The 20,781-nt window shown below is 42.0% G+C and carries 19 protein-coding genes; all 19 read left to right on the forward strand.

Annotated features, from left to right (window positions below; all coding sequences use genetic code 11):
- Positions 1-124: 124 nt before the first annotated feature.
- The 19 genes from AC6H3C_RS15310 to AC6H3C_RS15400 all read left to right on the forward strand — a co-directional run bounded on the left by AC6H3C_RS15310 (position 125) and on the right by AC6H3C_RS15400 (position 20,765).
- Positions 125-1,750, forward strand: coding sequence for an alpha-L-fucosidase (locus tag AC6H3C_RS15310; RefSeq protein WP_497516277.1), 1,626 nt, complete (start codon positions 125-127; stop codon positions 1,748-1,750).
- A gap of 125 nt (positions 1,751-1,875) precedes the next feature.
- A complete protein-coding gene (locus tag AC6H3C_RS15315) occupies positions 1,876-3,174 on the forward strand; it encodes an SGNH/GDSL hydrolase family protein (protein ID WP_497516278.1) in 1,299 nt (432 codons plus the stop codon).
- Positions 3,175-3,322: 148 nt separating this feature from the next.
- The gene (locus AC6H3C_RS15320) at positions 3,323-4,852 is read left to right on the forward strand and encodes a glycoside hydrolase family 71 protein (protein ID WP_497516279.1); all 1,530 of its coding nucleotides are present in this window, start codon (positions 3,323-3,325) and stop codon (positions 4,850-4,852) included.
- Between the two features lie 318 nt (positions 4,853-5,170).
- Positions 5,171-6,019 (forward strand): RteC domain-containing protein, encoded by an 849-nt coding sequence (locus AC6H3C_RS15325; RefSeq protein ID WP_497516280.1) that lies wholly within the window; start codon positions 5,171-5,173, stop codon positions 6,017-6,019.
- Positions 6,020-6,763: 744 nt separating this feature from the next.
- Positions 6,764-7,060, forward strand: coding sequence for a helix-turn-helix domain-containing protein (locus AC6H3C_RS15330; RefSeq protein WP_497516281.1), 297 nt, complete (start codon positions 6,764-6,766; stop codon positions 7,058-7,060).
- Positions 7,057-7,869: a hypothetical protein gene (locus AC6H3C_RS15335; protein ID WP_497516282.1), complete on the forward strand. Its 813-nt coding sequence runs from the start codon at positions 7,057-7,059 to the stop codon at positions 7,867-7,869. The genes AC6H3C_RS15330 and AC6H3C_RS15335 overlap by 4 nt, the downstream gene beginning before the upstream one ends.
- Positions 7,856-8,518 (forward strand): P-loop NTPase family protein, encoded by a 663-nt coding sequence (locus tag AC6H3C_RS15340; RefSeq protein WP_497516283.1) that lies wholly within the window; start codon positions 7,856-7,858, stop codon positions 8,516-8,518. The genes AC6H3C_RS15335 and AC6H3C_RS15340 overlap by 14 nt, the downstream gene beginning before the upstream one ends.
- A gap of 892 nt (positions 8,519-9,410) precedes the next feature.
- Positions 9,411-9,770 carry a hypothetical protein gene (locus AC6H3C_RS15345; RefSeq protein ID WP_497516284.1) on the forward strand — a complete coding sequence of 120 codons (360 nt, stop codon included), beginning with the start codon at positions 9,411-9,413 and terminating at the stop codon, positions 9,768-9,770.
- Positions 9,771-9,818: 48 nt separating this feature from the next.
- Positions 9,819-10,133, forward strand: a complete 315-nt coding sequence (locus tag AC6H3C_RS15350) for a DUF4134 domain-containing protein (protein WP_497516285.1) — start codon at positions 9,819-9,821, stop codon at positions 10,131-10,133.
- Complete coding sequence (locus AC6H3C_RS15355) at positions 10,133-10,444, forward strand: DUF4133 domain-containing protein (protein ID WP_497516286.1); 312 nt, start codon at positions 10,133-10,135, stop codon at positions 10,442-10,444. The genes AC6H3C_RS15350 and AC6H3C_RS15355 overlap by 1 nt, the downstream gene beginning before the upstream one ends.
- A complete protein-coding gene (locus AC6H3C_RS15360) occupies positions 10,441-12,933 on the forward strand; it encodes a TraG family conjugative transposon ATPase (RefSeq protein ID WP_497516287.1) in 2,493 nt (830 codons plus the stop codon). Before AC6H3C_RS15355 ends, AC6H3C_RS15360 begins: the two co-directional genes overlap by 4 nt.
- A gap of 86 nt (positions 12,934-13,019) precedes the next feature.
- On the forward strand, positions 13,020-13,685 hold the full coding sequence (locus tag AC6H3C_RS15365) for a hypothetical protein (RefSeq protein WP_497516288.1): 666 nt from the start codon (positions 13,020-13,022) through the stop codon (positions 13,683-13,685).
- Positions 13,686-13,714: 29 nt separating this feature from the next.
- Positions 13,715-14,428, forward strand: coding sequence for a hypothetical protein (locus tag AC6H3C_RS15370; RefSeq protein ID WP_497516289.1), 714 nt, complete (start codon positions 13,715-13,717; stop codon positions 14,426-14,428).
- A gap of 106 nt (positions 14,429-14,534) precedes the next feature.
- Entirely contained in the window at positions 14,535-15,482 is a 948-nt protein-coding gene (locus tag AC6H3C_RS15375; RefSeq protein WP_497516290.1) for a TraJ family protein, read from the forward strand.
- Positions 15,483-15,584: 102 nt separating this feature from the next.
- Positions 15,585-16,211 carry a conjugative transposon protein TraK gene (gene traK, locus AC6H3C_RS15380; protein ID WP_497516292.1) on the forward strand — a complete coding sequence of 209 codons (627 nt, stop codon included), beginning with the start codon at positions 15,585-15,587 and terminating at the stop codon, positions 16,209-16,211.
- Positions 16,212-16,228: 17 nt separating this feature from the next.
- Complete coding sequence (locus AC6H3C_RS15385) at positions 16,229-16,597, forward strand: hypothetical protein (RefSeq protein ID WP_497516293.1); 369 nt, start codon at positions 16,229-16,231, stop codon at positions 16,595-16,597.
- The gene (gene traM, locus AC6H3C_RS15390) at positions 16,572-17,759 is read left to right on the forward strand and encodes a conjugative transposon protein TraM (RefSeq protein WP_497516294.1); all 1,188 of its coding nucleotides are present in this window, start codon (positions 16,572-16,574) and stop codon (positions 17,757-17,759) included. The genes AC6H3C_RS15385 and traM overlap by 26 nt, the downstream gene beginning before the upstream one ends.
- A gap of 32 nt (positions 17,760-17,791) precedes the next feature.
- Positions 17,792-18,637: a conjugative transposon protein TraN gene (gene traN, locus AC6H3C_RS15395; RefSeq protein ID WP_497516295.1), complete on the forward strand. Its 846-nt coding sequence runs from the start codon at positions 17,792-17,794 to the stop codon at positions 18,635-18,637.
- A gap of 88 nt (positions 18,638-18,725) precedes the next feature.
- Positions 18,726-20,765, forward strand: coding sequence for a type IV secretory system conjugative DNA transfer family protein (locus tag AC6H3C_RS15400; RefSeq protein WP_497516296.1), 2,040 nt, complete (start codon positions 18,726-18,728; stop codon positions 20,763-20,765).
- The last annotated feature ends 16 nt before the right edge of the window (positions 20,766-20,781 follow it).

Consider the following 20,781-nt stretch of genomic DNA (forward strand, 5'->3'; position numbering starts at 1 on the left):
AGAAGCATCAATATCTGTCGTCAACCCTGATATTCAATTCATGGAAATAGGACGAATTAGCAAAATTATACTCTTAACTTATCTTGCAATTATTTGAAAATTAAATAAACAAAAATTTATACCTATGAAAAAGTACAAAATTTTCGGAATATTCGTTTTGGCAATGATTTTCATCTGCCCAATATTAAAAGCACAAAACACTGCAATACCGGTTGCACCCAAACAATACAGGCTTCCGGCAAATTACAAGCCTAAAAATTACAAGTATTCCTTAACCGATTTAAAGGAGAAATTCTCAGAAAAGATGCTGCAAAATGCATCTGAAGATTTTAAGCGTGTTCAGGACGTGAATGAAAAAGGTCAATGGAAAGCGACAGCCGAATCGATTGATAAGCACTCTGCCCCTGAATGGTACAAGGATGCAAAATTCGGAATGTATATAGATTGGGGCTTATGGTCTGTGGCTGGTTGGGCACCTAAAAAAGAAAAAGGCGCTATGTATCCTGATTGGTATGAATACAGACTTGATACCGATACTGCATTTATAAAGTATCACGAAAAGAATTGGGGAAAGGATTTTATGCGCGATGATTTTATCCCTTTATTCCAGGCTAAAGATTACCATCCTGAACAGCTTGTCAAAGTAGCCAGAGAAGCGGGGATGAAATATATAGTACCTTTTTGTAAACATCATTCCGGTTTTTGCCTGTGGCCCTCATCTTATACACAAAGAGATGTATCTGATATGAAGGGCAAAGATTTAATCAAACCGTTAGTGGAAAGTTGCAAAAAAAACGGGATGAAATTCGGATTTTATGTCAGCATTGAAGAATGGGAATATCCCATCATCGATGATCTTAATGGAATGAAATATAGAAAATGGGGAGGAGAATTTTACCCGTATTCAAAAAATCTTGAAAGAAAAGCTTCCGGAAAGATTGCGGTAAAAAACTATGCTAAAGACTACCTGCTTCCACAAATCACGGAATTTATCGATACCTATGACCCTGATATTTTATGGTATGATGGTGATTGGAGCACTCCTGCCAAAGATCTTTTGACTTATGATATTTCAGCTTATTTCTATAATCAGGCCCAAGGACGTAAGGAAGTAGCGATTAACGACCGGTATGGTACTGAAAATGGAAAATGGTTACGTTCAGTCAGGGGAGACTTCTTTACTGATGAATTTGGTGATATGGAAAAAGAAGTAAAACAAGCGAATCATCCATGGGAAGAGAACCGTAGTATCAGCCAGTCTTATGGATTTAATTGGCAGGATACCGATGCAAATGTCGTTAGTTCTCAGGAATTTATAAATATGTTTGTCGATATTGTTGCTCATGGTGGAAATCTCCTGTTGATTGTAAATTTAGATGGTCAGGGAGCTTTGCCAAAAGTTCAGGAAGATCGTTTGGAAGATATAGGCAAATGGCTAAAGATTAACGGAGAAGGGATTTACTCCACCAGGAGATATTCGAGCGTACTTGAAAATAATATTCGTTACACATGCAGTAAGGACAATAAAACAGTCTATGCAATATCGCTTGTATGGCCGGAAAATCAATTGAAGCTAAAATCTGTTAAACCTAAAAAAGGATCGGTGATCACTTTGCTGGGAGATAATAACCCATTAAGCTGGACTTATGATGAAACTACAGGAGTGACTTCAGTTGTAATACCTAAGACATTACAGCAAGAATCCAATCGGCCCTGCCAATACGCCTGGACGTTCAAAATAGAGATTTGATTAAAAACACAAAAATCCAAATGAATTTTCGCTGAACTGGCAATTCCGTAGTATCGGATACATTTTGGGATTACAAAAATCATGCACGCAAATTTTCTTTGTGAAAGAATTAAAACTAATCCAACATGTTTAAGCTTAAAATTAGTTTAATAATTACAGGCTTCCTTTTGTATTTGATATGTAATACCGAAGCAAGCAACCTGAATAAGAAAAGTGTAGAAGACTGGGAACAAATAGTTTCAGCAGAGTTTCATGCAAGAGATGGCCTGCCCAACTTCTTTGCAAAAGTTTTGTGTGGTGATTCAATAAGAGTAGGTTACCTGGGAGGAAGCATTACCGAGCAAAATGGTTGGCGGATATTTTCACTTAATTGGTTAAAGCAACGTTTCCCTACAGCAAAATTTACTGAAATCAATGCGGCAATCGGGGGTACAGGTTCAGATTTTGGTGTCTTCAGACTGTACGACCATGTTTTAAAATATAAACCCGATTTGGTTTTCGTGGAATTTGCAGTGAATGACGGGAGTACCTCTCCCGAAAAGATTATTCGTTCGATGGAAGGAATTGTCAGACAGACATGGCAATATAATCGTACGACGGATATATGCTTTATATATACAATTGCAAATAGCTTTCTGGCAATTGAACAAAGTGGACAATTGCCGGAATCTGCCTCAACAATGGAAAAATTGGCTGAAAAATATCATGTTCCAAGCATCAATTTCGGGTTTGAAATAGCCAGGCAGGAAAAAGACGGGCAATTAATATTCAAAAATGAATCAAAAGAGCTTAACGGAATAAAAGTTTTCAGCCCCGACGGAGTACACCCATTCCCGGAGACTGGACATAAAATTTACCAGGAAGTATTCCAAAGATCGTTCGAAAAAATGATTCCTGAAAGGTCTGGTCATCCCCAAAAACATATTCTGGGTAGGTCGATGGCTCCGGATTATTTCTCTCATGCACAGATGATTGATGTTACAAAAGCCAGGTTAAGCAAAAACTGGGAAGTTATCCAAATTAAAGATAATCCTTCTTTTTCAGCATTTGGAAGATATCTCCAGAATATTGGAAAGGCCAACCAAACAGGCGAAACCCTGGAAATTCATTTCAAAGGACAAGCTATCGGATTTTCTGACATCATGGGACCTGATGCTGGCAGAGTAATAGTTGAAATTGATGGAGAAGTAAAGGACACTCTCTTTCGGTTTGACAGATACTGTACCTACCGCAGAATAAGTTACTTTTTAATGGATCATCTGGAATACAAACACCATACAGTCATTTTCAGGGCGCTAACCGATCCGTTTGACAAAACAGCAATCCTTGCAAAGAAAGAAGACATTTCGCAAAATCCTGATAAATTTAATGAATATGCTGTTTTAGTTGGGAAAATTCTTATTGACGGAAAAATGGAATATTGAAGTTAGTTATTCTTCGAAATTATTTCAAAATGAACTCTTAATGTTAATGTTCCAACGAAGCCACTGATAATAATTCTGTAGTTACCTTTTTATGAATTAGTTTTTTCCTGATGTGGTTCATTTTATTAATTGTCTAGAATTTTTAAGTATGGATTCAGTAAAATATGTTGTATGCAGTATCATCTTTGTTTTATTCTTTCAAGTTGTTTTTTCCTGTAACAATAACCCTATTGAAGATACAAATGAAGATCCAGGCGATACAATAACCCAAATTGATCCAGGAGACACTGTTACACAAACACCATGGGAATACGACTCACCATTTTCTTTCAATCAGCAGCCGGTTAAAGAGTTGCTTGCTATGCCCAAAAAAGTGTTTGCACACTATTTCACACCGTTCCCAATATCTCTCGATAATAAAGCTCCTGATAGCGATTATTATGAAACGGGATATTTGTCTCCCTCTGGTGAGAATAGTAAGCACTTAAGCTATGGAGGGTATTTGCGATCCCGTCCTTTACCTCGTTCTCCCCGAACTGAAAGCGACTGGAAGGCAAAGGATATGGAAGAAGAAGTCAAAAGAGCTGTTGCGCTTGGTATTGATGGGTTCGCTTGCGATTTATTATCCGGTCAAGGGTATGTATATTATGACCGGGTTGTCATGTTAATGAAAGCAGCAGAAAAAATTGCCCCCGAGTTTAAAATCTTATTAATGCCGGATATGGAGGCTTTTAAAAATGCCACGGATAAAGTTGCGGGAGTGGTAAAAGCACTGTCTCTATATTCTGCCGCTTATCGGTTGGATGATGGCCGATTGGTTGTTTCACCTTTTAATACTCAGGTGAAAGATGCTGATTGGTGGAAAAGCTGGTTGCAACAAATGAAAGCAGATGGTGTTGACATCGCTTTTATTCCGCTTTTTCAGGGATGGGGAACTTATGCGCCGACATTTGCTCCCATAAGTTATGGAATGTCTGATTGGGGGTGGAGGTCTGTCAGTGGACAAAGTTACTGGGTTAATACTGCTCAGAAGGCTCATGGCTATGTTACAAAATGGATGATGCCGGTTGCACCGCAGGATATGCGTCCCAAGAATACACGGGTTTGGGAGGCCAAAAATAGTGAGGAGTACAGAGTAATGTGGGAAAACGCAATTTTCGGAGGTTCTGACTGGGTTCATTTAATAACCTGGAACGATTATTCAGAGCACACTCATATAGCCCCTTCAACAGGTACTCAATACTCGTTTTATGATTTGACTGCTTATTATGTAAGCTGGTTTAAAACAGGAGAGAAACCTACAATTGTTCGTGATGTACTTTACTATTTTTATCGGAAACATTCAGCCTCGGCACAGGCAACTAAACAGGAAAAACAATTTGAATTTGATGTGGGTAGCGATGCTCCCTCGAATCAGATTGAATTAGTTACATTTTTAACAGCTCCAGGAACACTGGAAATAGAAATAATGGGTAAAAAGACAAAAAAAGAAGCGATTGCAGGGGTGAATATTTTAAAAATACCTTTAGAAACAGGAAGACCAGTTTTCAGGCTTATCCGGAATGGAAAAACGATGATTAATTTGCCAGGTGCTTTTAAAATAAACAATGAAATTGCGTACCAGAACTTAATGTATTGTGGAGGGAGTAATTCCAGACTTCCTGTTTCTGAACCATAGAAATATACTCAATTCAACTTTCAATTGAATGAACAGAAAAGATTGGACGGTTGCAGTATCTGATGGGAAGATTCAAAATATTAACTACTAATTTTTCTATGGAAACATTTTATAAAATCGTTCTTGATCAGTAACCTACAATTATCCAAAATAAAAGAAGTTTCGGAAAGATTTTCGGAACAAATCGAGTATATTTTTAAAATATGGGAGAATAAAAGGGTAATTCAGACAGAACTAAAAACAATTCAGCAGTTAAAATGGGGTTATAACTTCTTGAGTTGCAAATTTTCAATTATCAATTGACAAAAATGCTTCAAAATGGCTACAAATACTCCTGATAAAATTGTCGAAAAGCTAAAGGACAATTTAATGATAGCCGACAATAATGATAGCCGGGATTTGTTATTGATTGAACAATCTATCGGAATTTGTTCTTCAGCACTTATGGAGTTACGGGAATACGTCAACGGGCATGATTTTAAAATACAGGAAGAAGAAATCAGCTTTTTTAAAGCCACCAAACCGTATGTTCTTGGAGAATACCTGTACTTCTCCAAACTATTTGAGATCGAGATTCGAAGACCTGTGGCAACGATCAGGGTGCAAAAAAGGTACCTAAAAAAGATAATTTCCAAAGCACAGCGTTTTTTTAACGAGAACCTTGAATTTTACCAATATTACAGGGACAAATCGACGCATTTGGATGACAAGTATTTTGTACGTAACAGGACAATAAACTGTCTGAATGCCAGCCATTTTATCATTGATCCTATTTTTTCGACAAGTCACGATTATACATTTGCTTCTATGAAAGCAAATGAAAAAATTATTGTGTACTGCAAAGCTGAAATCAAACAATTGGAAGAACTTGGAAGGGCTACTGATTTGCAAAAATTGTTAAAGCAGGCAAAACTCAATTTCAGATGGACCGGAAGTAAAACTGACCTGATGGAAATAATTTATGGGACCCACAGCACTGATTCTATTAACAATGGGAAAGCAGAGATCAAAGACCTGGTTAAAGGCTATGAGATTTTCTTTAACATCAAACTCCCCAGGTTTTACCATACTTTTTCCGAGATGAAAGATCGTACCAACCGTACCAGTTTTCTGGATTTGATGAAAAAATGCTTGATCAAAAGGATGGACGAAAGCGATGAAAAATGAATACAAACACAGAATGTTATCAGAATAACCGAACCCAGAATATGAACGGGAATAACAAACTATCAGAAATAACCTGAAAATTAAAAGTAAAAAAGATGATGTAGCGTTATAGCGGTAAATAAGAGCATATTAAAATTATAAGAGCGTTGGCTTTTATTCTTGTACCGGAAAATCGTCAAATATATACACCACAGGAATATAAGTGAACGGCCCTCGTATGGCGTGGGCTGTGCTTATTTGTGGTGTGGGTGTTTGACGATACCTCTGGTACGAATAACGTGCAGTTCACGTTTCTTTTTGTATTCCGGTATTTGAATATCTTCTATCCAAAACGTATACAACTATGTATCAAACCGAAAAAAACAACCGAAATGCCGATCTTGTAAGTGCATTTCTCAGGTGCCCATTTGGAGAAACGGTTGCTGATTGCCCGTTTATCCAGGCTTATCAGCTCAATAACCCGGAAGAACAGATCGGGCTTTTAAACTCCCTTTCAGAACAAGAGCTTAAGCAACTCCGTTCCCATCACCGAACGTGTATTGCATTACGAAAGGCTGATTTCCTGATCAATGGAGATTCACAAAAAAGATAAGACTTTCCATAATCTAATTCCCGCGTTGAACGGAAACAGCGTTCAAAATGTAAAAAAATCAGACCGGAGTCCGGGTCAACTTTGGTTCAAAACTTAAATGAAGGCTTCAATTTTGGGACAGATCAAAATGTACCAATTTAAATTTCAAAGTTATGCCTTCAGAGATTATTACAACCGACGACCTTCGGGAATTCAAACACGAATTATTCACCGAACTAAAAAAACTGTTTGATGAGCATCATGGACAACCCACTAAAAAGTGGCTGAAATCCTATGAAGTGCGCAAGATGCTGGGTATCTCCCCCGGAACCCTTCAGAATATGCGGATCAACGGAACCATCCCGTTTACCAAGATGGGCGGAATTCTGTTCTATGATTCCAGCGAAATCCAGAAAATCCTGGAATCCAACAAGCAGAAAGACCGTTTTAGCCTTGAACCCAGGCGATGAATTACATCCGGCATCTGAACGGATTTTTTGAACGTTTGGCAGAGGATGAGCGCTTGTCCTCCTATCACATCAGCCTGTATATAGCCCTTTTTCAGCAATGGAATGCCAACCGGTTCAATGACCAGTTTACCGTTTCCCGGATGGAAATGATGCAACTGGCCCGGATTGGTTCTGCCAATACGTACGCCCGTTGCATGAAAGAACTGGCCGATTGGGGGTATATTGATTATGCCCCATCTTCCAATATCCATTTAGGAAGTAAAGTTACCTGTATCAGATTTGATACTGCAAGTGATACCACTGGTGATACAGCAACTGATACCGGTATTTCGTGCGATCTCAAAAGTGATACCGGAAGGAATACCGCTGGCGGCGAAATTGAGGGTGCCGGTCTCAAAAATGATACTGCAAGAAATACCGGAACTGATACAGCAAGTGATACACCTTTTATAAACTATTCAAACAGGAATAAACCAGAAGAAGAATCTTCCAAAAGAAATTCAAAAGGAAATCCGGAAAATTATTCCGAACCCAAATTTCAAATTCCTGAATTCGAAATAATCAGAACGTTTTTTGAACAGAACCGGTCTTCACCCGGTGAAGCTCAAAAGTTTTACACCCGTTACCAGTCATCAGGCTGGAAAACCGGGAATATGAAAGCCATTGTTTCCTGGCAGGCCGTTGCCCGGAAATGGATCGAAAACAATCAAAACAACCAAAACAACAGAACAGATGAACGAGAGCATAATCAAAACAGGACCGGCCAGCTCAGTGTCGCGGTCAACAAAAATTATAATGAACCCTTATGAGCAGATTGCCGATTTTAAGGGAGGAATATTCAATTTCAGTTTTCAAACCAGCATTCAATGGATGGAAGAACGCGGTAAAATTCTGTTCGGAAACCATTTCTCCATTTATCCGGACGATCTGAAATTGATCTACAAATTGCTGGCTTACGCTATTGGCGATAAGGAAAATGCTGAAAAGCACGGAATTAGTCTTTGGAAAGGTATCCTTTTGGTCGGTACAATAGGATCGGGAAAAACATGCTTGTTAAAGCTGATCAGCTATTTCTTTCCCAGGGAAACACAGTATCAAATCAAACCCACCCGGGAGATCAGCTTTGAATTCGAAAAAGACGGATTTTCAGTAATTAACCAGTACAGCAAGGGATCATTTTTCAGGTATGGAAATAGCCTTATTCCCAAAGCGTATTGTTTTGATGATTTGGGTTTGGAACAAACGCCAAAATATTACGGCAACGATTGTAATGTGATGGCAGAAATCCTTCTTGCCAGATATGACTTGTTTGTCTCCAAACGAATGATGACCCATATTACCACCAACCTTTCGGCTTCGGAACTGGAATCCATTTACGGAAACCGTATCCGTTCCCGGATGAGAGAGATGTTCAATCTGGTGGCTTTTGACCGGGAATCAAAGGACAAAAGACGCTAAAAAATCTTTACAGAGGTTAACCTGCGGCCTGTTCATTCCACTTGCTCCGCATTTCGCTTACAAGCCTCGGTTTTTTGAGGAAAGAGTCCGCTCCGGGATAATTTCAGGTGCCAGGCCTACGCCTGACAAACCTTCAGTCCCTTTCACGGACACTCTCCTGTTTTATAAGGTTTTTCCCCTTGTTCTCCGGCACATTCGCTTCACTTCGCTTAATCGCTCCCTAATCCCATTCGCGAAACTCACAGGTACCGGTCGCTCAGGACAGCTTGTTCCGCTCATAAGCCGGGTTGCACCGCGCGGCAAGAGAAGCCCGGTTAATTTACGCTCCGCTTCATAACGGGCTACACATGCCTTTCCCGGTCCAAAATCCAATAACTTTTGACAGGTTCGCTTTTCCTGAACAGGTAACCAATTGTGTCAAAATCAAAAAGAAAAGCCAATTTAGCCGGACTCCCCGCGTTCCCATCCCGGTAAATGCGCAAGGCCAGGACAAGTGTCCCGCTTTTTTAAGCATTTGGAGAATCATTCTTATCGATTCTGAGTTTTATTACGTGGTCCAGCCTTGCACTTTAGCCCCGTCCGGCTTGATTTCAGCTTTCTTTTTATTTTTTTGACCATTTTTTCGTTTTCTTTTCGAAATATTTTTTCCAATCAAATTGAAATAAACCCAGCCGGAATTTATTGAAAAATCACTTTCCCGAAGCCTTTTCGAATCAAATCAATCCATAACCATCTAAATAATAACCGGATAGTTGCGAGTGTGCTAAAAAAAATGCACCCGGAGTCCGGGTCAACTTTGGCTTTTGCCAATTTTCTCCATCCCATTTTTGCACGGTGATCAGGCTCAACTCCTGAACCAGAATCATGCAATTTTTAATTAAAACGAAAAACGATGTTTGGAATCAATCAAATCAGTTGGGGAAAATTTTCCGGTTTTATTCTTTCAATTCTTCTTTTGTGGTACCTGTCAGTTATCCTGCTTTCCTTTTTCAGGAAAAGAAACAGCCGTAAAATCCTGTTCGAAGAAGACAGTTTTAGCCCTGTTACTTCAGAAGCATTAAAACCCATATCCGTTTCTGCTTCGGATTTCCCATCCGAATTAATCCCTGTCCGGCTTTCTGAGGACATTGCCTTACCTGCTTCTTTTTACGAAGAGAACGGGATGGATGATGGTTATTCCATCGAAACATTCTCATCGCCCAATAACCCGCAACTGCCAAAAATTCTGGAGAATATCCAGCATCAGTCATAAATCATACTCAACATACTCAATTACTAATTTTTAAAAACTCAAAGCCACATGAAAACAAAAGTTCAGTGTTTTTCCAAGCGGGCAGAAGCCTTTGCTGCAATCCTTATCCTCAGTATTTACCAGGCTGCGGCCCAGTCAGCCGCCGGTATCGACCAGGCCACCTCCGAGGTTAGTTCATACATTGACCCGGTATCCAACCTGATCATTGCCATTGGCGCAGTTGTCGGTTTGATCGGAGGCGTACGGGTTTATATTAAATGGCAGAGCGGCGACCAGGATACCCAGAAAGCCATTATGGGCTGGTTTGGCGCCTGCTTGTTTCTGGTCCTGGTCGGGGTAGTTATCAAAGCCTTTTTCGCCTGATGGAAGCAAGTAGTTACCCGGTTAAAAAAGTGGATACCCGGCTGTACATCAAAGGGCTTTCCGGCCCTTTGGTCTTCAGGGCGCTATACGGGATTATCGCCAGCTTCCTGATTTTCTCTGCCCTATATATTGCAGTCGGGGTATTCCCGGCAGTACTGATTGGGGTTCCGGTCTTTTTCGGTTACCTGTACCGGCTCAATACCATCCAGAAAAAGTACGGACCGGAGGGCTGGAACAAAAAGCAAACTTCGAAAAAGTTGCCTCAATTCATCAGTTGTAAACGACGAATCAATCAAAGCTACTTAAAATGAAGATTAAAAATCTCGAAAATGTACTGCCCATACTGGGATTTAACCAGGATGTTCTGGTGTCCAATAATCTTGACCTGACCATTGGTTTTAAACTTCAGCTACCGGAAGTTCTTTCCTGTAGTACAGAACAATTGTATATGCTGCACGATACCTTTCAGAGAATGATAAACCTGTTACCTGCCGGAAGTTTCTTGCACAAGCAGGATTTCTTCCTGATTGAAGAGTTTCATCCCGGAGAACAGAAAGATCAGTCAGAACGATCAAATCCAAATTCAGTTGCAGATACAGCAAAAACAGGCATATTCAGGAAAGCCAGCCTGAATGATTCCTACCTGTACCATTTTAATGGACGGAGATTCTTAAAACACCACTGTTACCTGTATATCAGCCTTCTGAACAAAGGACTTCTGAAAAGCTACCTGGAATCAGCCCTGATTTTCTCCAGAAAACAGCATAACCTGGAAAAACTCCAATACGACAAGATCAATGAGTTGAAAGGAAATGTAATTGCCATTTTTAATCAGAACGGAATCGGATGCGACCCAATATCAAGGGAAGAGGCCATTGGCGATGACCACTCTCTTGGGCTGATCGAACGGTTTCTAAGCCTGAACTTTACGGATAACCATCCAACTTTGGGCGGAATCGACTTTCGCGACCGGCTCAAAGTGATGGACCAATTTGTGGAAATTCTTTCTTTGAGTGATTATTCCCATATCCCGGCAGAATTTCGTCCGGTTTCGCAGCATCCCCAGACAGGACTACCCGTTTCGCTGGTCTATCCGCTGAGTTATCATTTACCGTTTTCGCACATCACCAACCAATTTATCTACATCCCCGATCAGCAGGAGATCAAAGGATTTCTGGAAAGCAGTTACAAAAAGATCTTTAGTTTATCCAAATTCTCGTCGGAAAACAAGGTGAATGCAGGGTTGATCGAATCTTTCCTGGACCAGGTGCAGACTTCAGGAGAAAAGATTGTAAAAACACACTTTAATGTGATGCTGTTCGATCCTTCCCTGAAAGATTTGAAACAGCATAAAAGCGAAGCAGCTTCCGCTTTTGCCCTGATGAACTGTTTCCCTTACCAACACACCCATGATCTGCCCATGCTGTTTTTCTCCTGTGTTGCATTTTCTACACAGCTTCCCGAAACAGAGCTTTTCATTACCCAGGTTCCGCAGGCTTGTTGCCTGACCAACTTTGAAGGGGAACTAAAAAACAGCGAATCTGATTTTACTATCCGGCTGTCAGACCGGCTGGAAGGTTGCCCGGTAAAGATTGATATTTCGGATGAACCCATGCACAAGCATTTGATCCATAACCGGAACAAAATCATTATCGGCGGATCAGGCTCCGGAAAATCCTTTTTCACCAATCATTTGCTCCGGCAATACGCCGAAAGTGAAAACTGCCACATCGTTTTGCTGGACGTTGGCCGAAGTTATGAACTGCTGACCCGTTACCTGGATGAACGGTTGAAAGCCCAGGGCGGGGCCATGATGGTAGAGTTTACCACAGATAACCCGATCTCGTTTAACCCATTTATCCTGGAAGGCGAGCTGGACATCGAACGCAAGCAGACCATTCTGTCGGTGATCTACACCATTTACAAGGAAAACCTTTCGGAGATGGAGAAAGATGTGATTGCACATTCGGTGACCGCTTTTTTCGAATCCGAAGATATATCGGATCGTTCTTTCAATGGGTATTACGAGTTCTGCCAAAGCTACATTCCGGCATTGGTCAAAGAGAAATCAATACAGTTTAAAGCCAAAGAGTTTTTCTTTATTCTGGGCAAGTACTATCGTGGAGGTGAATACGATTATTTGCTAAATAGGCAGATGGATACCGACGAGTTTTTCCGTTGCCCGTTTATTGTCTTCGAATTGGATTTGATCAAAGATCATCCGATAATTTTCCCGGTCGCTACGCTGATCATTATCGACATTTTCATGCAGAAGATGCGCAGACTGAAAGGTGTTCGGAAAGTCATCTGCATCGAAGAAGCCTGGAAAGCCATTGCTACGCCCCAGATGGCTGCCTACATTAAATACTTTTATAAGACGATCAGAAAATTCTTTGGCGAAGCAATGGTGGTAACCCAGGAAGTAGATGATGTGATCTCCTCACCGGTAATTCGGGATGCGATTATCAACAACGCCGATACCCGGATACTGCTTGATATGAGCAAATTCCGCAACAAGTTCCAGGGGATAAGCGATACCCTTGGACTTTCCGAATTTCAGAAAGAACAAATCCTTTCGATCAACAAAAACCTACCGGCAGGACGCAAACTCAAAGAGGTCTTTATCGGGCTTGGAAGCTACTCTCAGGTGTATGCTTTGGAAGTCAGTAAACCGGAATATTTCTGCTACACCTCCGAGCAAAGCGAAAAGGAACTGATCCTGAAAGAATTGAAGCAAAACCCCGGAATGGAAAACGGTCCAACCTTTCTAAAAATACTCAAGGGCCTCCCCCCTGTCTGACTGCGTTAGCCAGGCAGGTAACCCCTCCGAAGGAGGGGAACCACTACAACAATGAGAACAATAATAACATTACAACAACGACAATCATGGAAACAATGACAACAAAAGCGACAATTTTATGCCTCGTGTTACTGGCATTGATTTGCACAATTCATCCAAAGCATACAACCGCCCAAACCCCGGTAACCGATGTAGGAGCAGGAATACAGCGCGAAGCTTTATGGGAACAGGAAAAAGGAATCCTTTCTGAAATCAACTGGTACAATGTGCTGATCAAGGTACTGAACGGTGACATCAAAGGCCTGACCGAAGAATTGGTCGGAATTGATCAAAAGAAACTCGCAAGCCTGCAAAAGGTTTCCTACCTGATCAAGGATTACAAACGAATCAGGGAAACCAAAGAGATGCTGCAAAAGATCATACAGGTCTATACAGAAAAACTTCCTAAGTTGGTACAGGATCAAAACTTTACGACCCAGCAGGCCGCTGTGATTGTCCAGTCGTTTGACCTGATCCTGGACGATAGCCGCCAGTTAACCACTTCTATTTTGAATACCATCGTGGAAGATGACCTTTTTATGATGGATGACAAGCAGCGGTATGACACGATAAACGGCATTTACACCGATGTGCGCAAACATTACGGGACGATCTGCTACCTGTACAATAAGCTGATGTATGCTTCTTTCCAGAAAAGTTTCGAATCGGATAAGCTGGAGAGTTTTGCTTATTACTATACGCTATATAATTAATCAATTCTCAGTAAACTGAAACAATGTCCATGAAATCAATACTTTTCATACTCTTTCTTACCCTGGCGGCTTTGCTGCCGGGGAAGGAAATCAAAGCCCAGGTCTTTGACATCAAATCCTGGAATAGAACCTATCCCGAAATGAACGGCAGTTACCCGCTTTCTTTTATGGCGTTCAGTGGCTGGTTGATCCCGGTGCCCCATGTTTTTATACGCACATGGCCAACCCATTATTACATCGAGGTTGATGCCCTGCCGGTATCCGACGGAACAACCTATTCTGATCTTCTGAGGATTAATCTGATGAAGATCATTGAACGGCTGATCGAAAAGTCACAGATGGAAAAACGCAAAGAAGAGACCGAGCAAATCAAATCCAATACCCTTTCTCAACGGGATATTGAAAAGAAAATCTTTGATGCTGAGTCTGATCAGTTGCCGGATGTTTACAACATCGCTTCGGGTTTTGTCAGGCTGTATCTAAGTATCGAAAGGTTGGACAAACTGGAAAACTGTCACTGGCTAAAACAAACCTGCCAGAAAGAAGCCGATCAGCTATTATCCCGTTTTGTTTCTGTGAACTTGTTCCAGACCGATCACGGTAAAAAACTGGAAGCTTTTGATGAGATCAGAAAAGAGCTTGACCATCAGATCGGGGAAACAGATTATTGCTACCGGAAAGTGCATCACTACCAGTTTTACGCCAATAACGTCAGCCAGTCCTACAACTTTCTGAAAGAATAAAGTTTTTTGACTATTTATTCATTTACCGATTTACATTTTAATATTCACCAATCTCTCTTCATTCCTCCCCTTCGGGGAGGTTAGGAGGGGCTTCTATTTAACTTATATGCAACTATTTATTTCAACCAAAGACTTTTTTGCCTTTACCGATGTGCTGGTCCGCGGGGGACTGGACAACGCTTCGGTGCTGGTCAATATGGCTCGGGCCATCGGTGGTATTGCCGCCTTTCTGTATATCTCGAAACGGATTTACGAGCAGCTGATTGCCGATAACCCGATCTCCCTGTTACCCCTGTTAAGACCTTTTGCCCTGGTGCTGGTCATAACCTTCTGGGGCCCATTTGTCCAACTGCTGATGGTTCCTACCAAAGGACTGACCAAACTTTCCGAAGCAATGTATTCTGATAAGAAAAGTATCGTTGCCGCCCGCCTGGAAGAAAAACAGGATGCGATCCTGGCGGTTGACCTGCCGTCTTTCCAGGAGAATGAGGAAAAAGAAGCCACCCTTTGGGACAAGGGGATCAACATGCTGTTGACCACTTACAACATTGTTTCCGGCAGGGCTTTACAGCACCAGATTAACTTTTACTTTATGGACGGGGTTCGCCAGTTAATGGAATCCCTGTTCGAGGCCATCGTTTACCTGATCGCCTTTTTGCGGACAGTCTTTTGCGTGCTGCTGATCATTTTCGGTCCGCTGGTGTTTGCCATCTCCATTTTCGACGGGTTCCAGGATAACTACCTGCAATGGATCGCCCGGTTTGTCAATGTCAACCTTTACCTGCCCATAGCCTTGGTCGTTCTGGCTTTGGTTCAGGAGGTGCTGATCTATGTGCTGGAAGCCGAAATTGTACAAATCAAAAGCTCGCTGATCTACATGCCATCGATGTACTACGTTTCGAATCTGGTTGTTCCGCTTTGCGGTATTGCCGGGCTGGTGATGGTTCCCAAAATTGCTTCGTGGATTGTCAGCGCATCAGGTACTAACTCCGGCGGAGGCAGACTGGTGAAAACTGCGGCCATGATGATGATCACCAAAGGAGCCATGAAGTAAAATGGGAAAGACAAACTTCCAATACTGAATTTCCAATAACCAATATCCAAGGATTCGATTTCAATCATTTAAACTCATCATTCAAAACTTATAACTTAAAAAATGAACAAGGTTTTTGATATACAGCAAAAATTCCGCTTTACGGTCTATGTTCTTTTAACGATCAGCCTGACATTAATCGGATTCAGCACCTTTGTTTTTATCCGTTCCCTGAACCTGGTGGAAAAATCACGGCAGAAAATCTATGTGCTGGACAACGGTAAATCCCTGCTTCTGGCCCTTCGCGCCGACATTACGGATAACCGTCCGGCAGAAGCCAGGGACCACATCAAACGCTTTCACGAATTGTTTTTCACGATGGAACCCGACAAACAGTACATCGAGAACAATGCACGTGAAGCCCTTTTCCTGGCTGACGGTTCGGCCATGAAACAATACCAGTCCTACAAGGAGAACAATGTCTATAACCAGGTCATCGCCTCAGATATCAGCATGACCTTGCTGACCGATTCGGTTCACGTTGATTTTTCAGCGTATCCTTACCAATTCCGGTTTTTCGGGAAACAAAGGATTGTCCGCAAATCCAACATCACGATCCGTAATCTTGAAACAACCGGTAGGCTTCGCAACATCTCCCGGACAGACAATAACCCGCACGGGTTCCTGATTGAAGAATGGCTGATTACCGATAACAAAGATCTGGAAACCCTCAAACGCAAATCTTTTTAAAAATTTAAGTATTAGCCATGAAGATCATTTACAACAAAAACGACAAAGCGCCTGATCTGCCAACAGAAGAAAAAGAAAACCGATTTTCCCGCCTGATCAACCGGCTTGATTTGAAAGACCAGGGACTTGACCCGGAAAGGCGAAAACGCAAATGGATGGTTATCCTTGCCGGGATATTTGTTCTTTACCTGCTTTCGTTCCTGGTCCCTTCGCCTAAACTGTTGCACCATTCCTTAAATGCTGAAAACAAGCCAATAGCAAAAGATTCAGTTTCAAAAGGAAATACTTCAAATGCTCAAAAGCCAGTGACTTTTGAGATGCCTGTCGATTCATTTGAAAACATTTTAAAAAGTAATATCCATGAAAAACTTTCTAAAAAGAAATAAGCCCCTGCTGTTCCTTCCACTAATCCTGATTCCTTTTATTGTATTGATTTTTTACATACTGGGAGGTGGAAAATTGCCGAAGGAAGACGCTCAAAACCAGATGAAGAAGGATTCTATAAAAGGAGCCAATTACAACCTGCCGGAAGCAGACCAGAATATCGGGATTGTAGATAAGATGGAAAGCGCCCAGTCCAAGCAGGAGCTGGCAGAAACCCGTGATTACGATATCCTGGGAGAAAAAGACTCAGTAGATAATACGTTTTCAGAAGAACAAAATTTGGTTGAAAACCCGAATACAGATGAAATTGCACAACCAACAGAACTGAATTCCGATGTTTCCAATAACCTGCTATCACATATTAAAGGAAGGGAAAAGCAGGCACGCGAAGATTTGCTGAAAAGCAAAGAACAGTCCGGTGAAGATACCGCAGATAGAAAATCATCTGACAATCAGAGCGAAAATAACTCAAAATCAACTTCTGAAAAACGGAAAGAACCTTCAGATTCCAAAACTCCAAATCCGACAGGCATTGAAGAGCTGGATCAAATCTTCCGGCAAAACCAACAACTGGCCCGTAAGAATGATTCGCTGAGCCGGCATTTAAAAGAAGCCGCTGCAAAAAATGAGAAAGCGGAAGCGGAAAAGAGTAAACGCTTTACCCTGGAGAAACAAGGCAAATCCGGTTTTAGCTCCAAACAAACTGCCGTTCCGGTCATTGAAGCCGAAGTTTACGAAACCGCAACTGTCCTCTCCGGCAACCGGGTCAAACTCCGGCTCATGGAAGATGCGTGGCTTTTAGAAACCAAAATTCCTAAAAACACCTTCCTGTACGGAACGTGTGAAGTAACCAATGAAAGGTTACAAATCGAAATCCGTCAAATCCCGCTGGGAGAAAAGTTTGTACCGGTTGAGATTACGGTCTGCGACCTGGACGGGCTGCCCGGTCTGTACGTTCCCGACAATGCTTCGCGGAAAGTTGCCAAAGAGGTCGGGAGCAGCGCTAATACTTCATCCATGTTCGGGGTAAGCAATAACCCGCTGACTTATATGGGCATCCAGGCCGCCGACCGCACCGCGCAATCCTTGATAAAAATGATCCGAATCAAGAAAGTTACCGTCAAAAAAAACACCCTGGTCTATTTAGTCAATAAATCCAATTAACAAACTCAATTCAATTTTTAAACACAACATCCATGAAATCAATTATCGTTATCATTTTCGGCGCAGCCGCTATCCATTTTTCGGTATGCGCACAACAAGTTCAACCGGCAAACACTAATAGCTTACCTGCAATCACCAACACTTTAAAAGTGTCGGACACGAAAACCAGTCATTTGGTCTGTCCGGACAAAGTCAGCTACGTTCAGGCCGGGGATTATTCACTGGTACAGGCCGAAGTCGTACCGGAATTATCCAACCTTGTCAGCGTAAGAGCAACCCAACCTTTTGAAAAGCAAATTTCGCTGACAGTAGTTTGTGCCAATAAAATTTACAGTTTCGAACTGAGCTACGGCAACAATGCCCCGATCACTTACCCGATAGAAAGTTTTGAATCGCAGCAAGCCATGACCTTTTCCGGCAAGTTAATGCCGGATCATGTTCTGAAAGAACTTTGTGACCAGGTACTTGTAAAACACAAACGTCAGTTTCATAAACGAAAAGCTGAAAAAGACGGGATTACCATTCGGCTAAATTCCATATCCCTGAAAAACGACGCTTTGTTTTTTGAACTGGAAATCTCCAACAAAACCTCAATGGCTTACGATGTGGAGAGTTTTAACTTCTGGATCACCGATAAGAAAAAAGCCAAAGCCACCAATGTGCAGGAGTACCAGGTCATGCCCCAATACCAGCGCAATCAGGTTCAACGTATCCCGGGAGAAGAAACAGTCCGGGAAATTTTTGTGATGGAAAAGATGACCATTCCTGACGGACGGATACTGAAGATCGAATTGAACGAAAAAGCATTGGGCAATACCGGTCGAAAACTCAGCTTCAACCTGAAGAACAAAGACATCCTCAAAGCCCGAAAACTGTAACCAAAATCTCGAACGGTATAAAACAAGTCAGCAAACCGCTACCGAAAGTCCCCCTTTGGGGGATTCAGGGGGCTTCTTTCTTTCAACAATGGATCACGAATCACACGAACTGGTCAAGCTGCACGAAGGTTTTCGATTCTTCAGTTATGTACTGCTTTTTACATCACTGTACATGACTCAACTGAATTATTTCATGCTGAAAGGAATACAAATACCTGCTTTTCATTCGGTGATCGAAAAATTGCAGAACCTGAAGTTTTTGGCCAGTCTGTATCCGTCCAAAGTGGTTTGCCTGGTTTTTCTGGCCATCACCTGTATCGGCACCAAAGCGCACAAAGACCGGGAATTGCTGGTTTCAACCATTGTCGGGCAAACGATAGCCGGATTGATACTCTACTGGGGAAGCCTGATCGTTTTCAAATCGTTCCCGGCGGTGTACTTAGGATTGACCTTTGCCGGTTTCGTTCTGCTGAATATCGGCTTTGACAACATCTCCAAACTAATCAACGTCAATTTGATGAAAGACCGCTTTAACGTGGAGAATGAAAGTTTTCCGCAGGAAGAAAACCTGAAGGCCAATGAATATTCGGTGAATCTGCCATCCGTTTATCTGTACAAAGGCAACGAACATCAAGGCTGGATCAACATTGTCAATCCCTTCAGGGCAACTATGGTGATCGGAACTCCAGGCTCCGGCAAATCCTTTTCAGTAGTGCTGCCGTTTATCCGACAGCACCTGAAAAAAGGATTTTCGATGTGCGTGTATGATTTTAAGTACCCTGACCTTTCTCTGGTTACCTACAACCATTTTCTGAAAGCCAGGAAAAATGGAAAGCTGCCGGAATCAGCGAGGTTCTATGTGATCAACTTTGAAAACATCCAGAAATCATTTCGATGTAATCCGTTGGCCCCCGAATGGATGGAAAGCCCGATTGATGCCTTTGAATCTTCCCGGACGATCCTGTATAACCTGAACAGGGAATGGATACAAAAACAGGGAGAGTTTTTCTCTGAATCAGCTGTTTCTTTCTTTGCTGCCGTGATCTGGTTTTTGAAAAAATACCAGGACGGTAAGTTCTGCACTTTGCCTCATGCCATTGAACTGCTGCAAATGGACTACGATGATTTATTCGCTATCCTGGAGCAGGAAAAAGATGTGGCAAACATCATTAATCCGTTTATCAATGCCCACAAACGCGGGGCCAGTGAGCAATTGGAAGGACAGTTGGGAAGTTTGAAAATTGCCATTTCGAAAATCATCAGTCCCGAGATTTACTGGATTTGTTCCGGGGATGACTTTTCACTGGACATCAATAACCCGGAGCAGCCAAAAATTCTGTGTCTAGCGAATAACCCGCTTCGTGTGGAAATGTACGGTGCAGTTCTTTCACTGTACATTACCCGGATGCTGAAGGTGATCAATAAAAAGGGACAGCAACCCGCATCACTCATCTTTGACGAACTGCCAACGATCTATTTCCGGGGACTGGATACATTGATTGCAACAGCCAGGAGCAACCGGATATCCACTTTGCTGGGAGTTCAGACCATCGACCAACTGATCCGTGATTATGGGAAAGAGCAGGCCAACGCCATTACCAGCAACATCGGCAATGTATTTTCAGGTCAAGCAGCAGGTGAGACGGCTAAATTTATTCAAAGCCGAATGGGCAAAATCCTTCAGGAACGGCAATCGGTCAACATTAACCGCAATGTCCAGTCCTCCACGTTCTCCACCCAACTGGATTTCCTGGTTCCCGAAGGTAAGATCGCTACTTTACCTCAAGGGTATATGGTTGGCCAGATCGCCGATAATTACGGAGAGCTCATCGCCCAGAAGAACTTCAATTGCCTGGTTAAAGTTGATCTGAAAGCTCATGAAAGAGAAGAAAACTGCTATGTGCCTATTCCTGACTTTTACCGGTTTGACAATATTCCGGAAGTTCTTGAAAGAAACCGGACCCGGATACAGAATGACATTCGAAGAATCGCAAACCAGAGACCGGAGCCTGATCAAAAGGAAAAGCCTGGATTAAATCAGCAACAAACTATTACTACGAATAAACCTCAAAGCAAACCTTTGGGCGAAAAATCGAAACCCAATTCAAAAATTAAACAAAAAAAATAATCCTCAGATAGAATTA

The organism is Gaoshiqia sp. US2, from assembly GCF_059705485.1.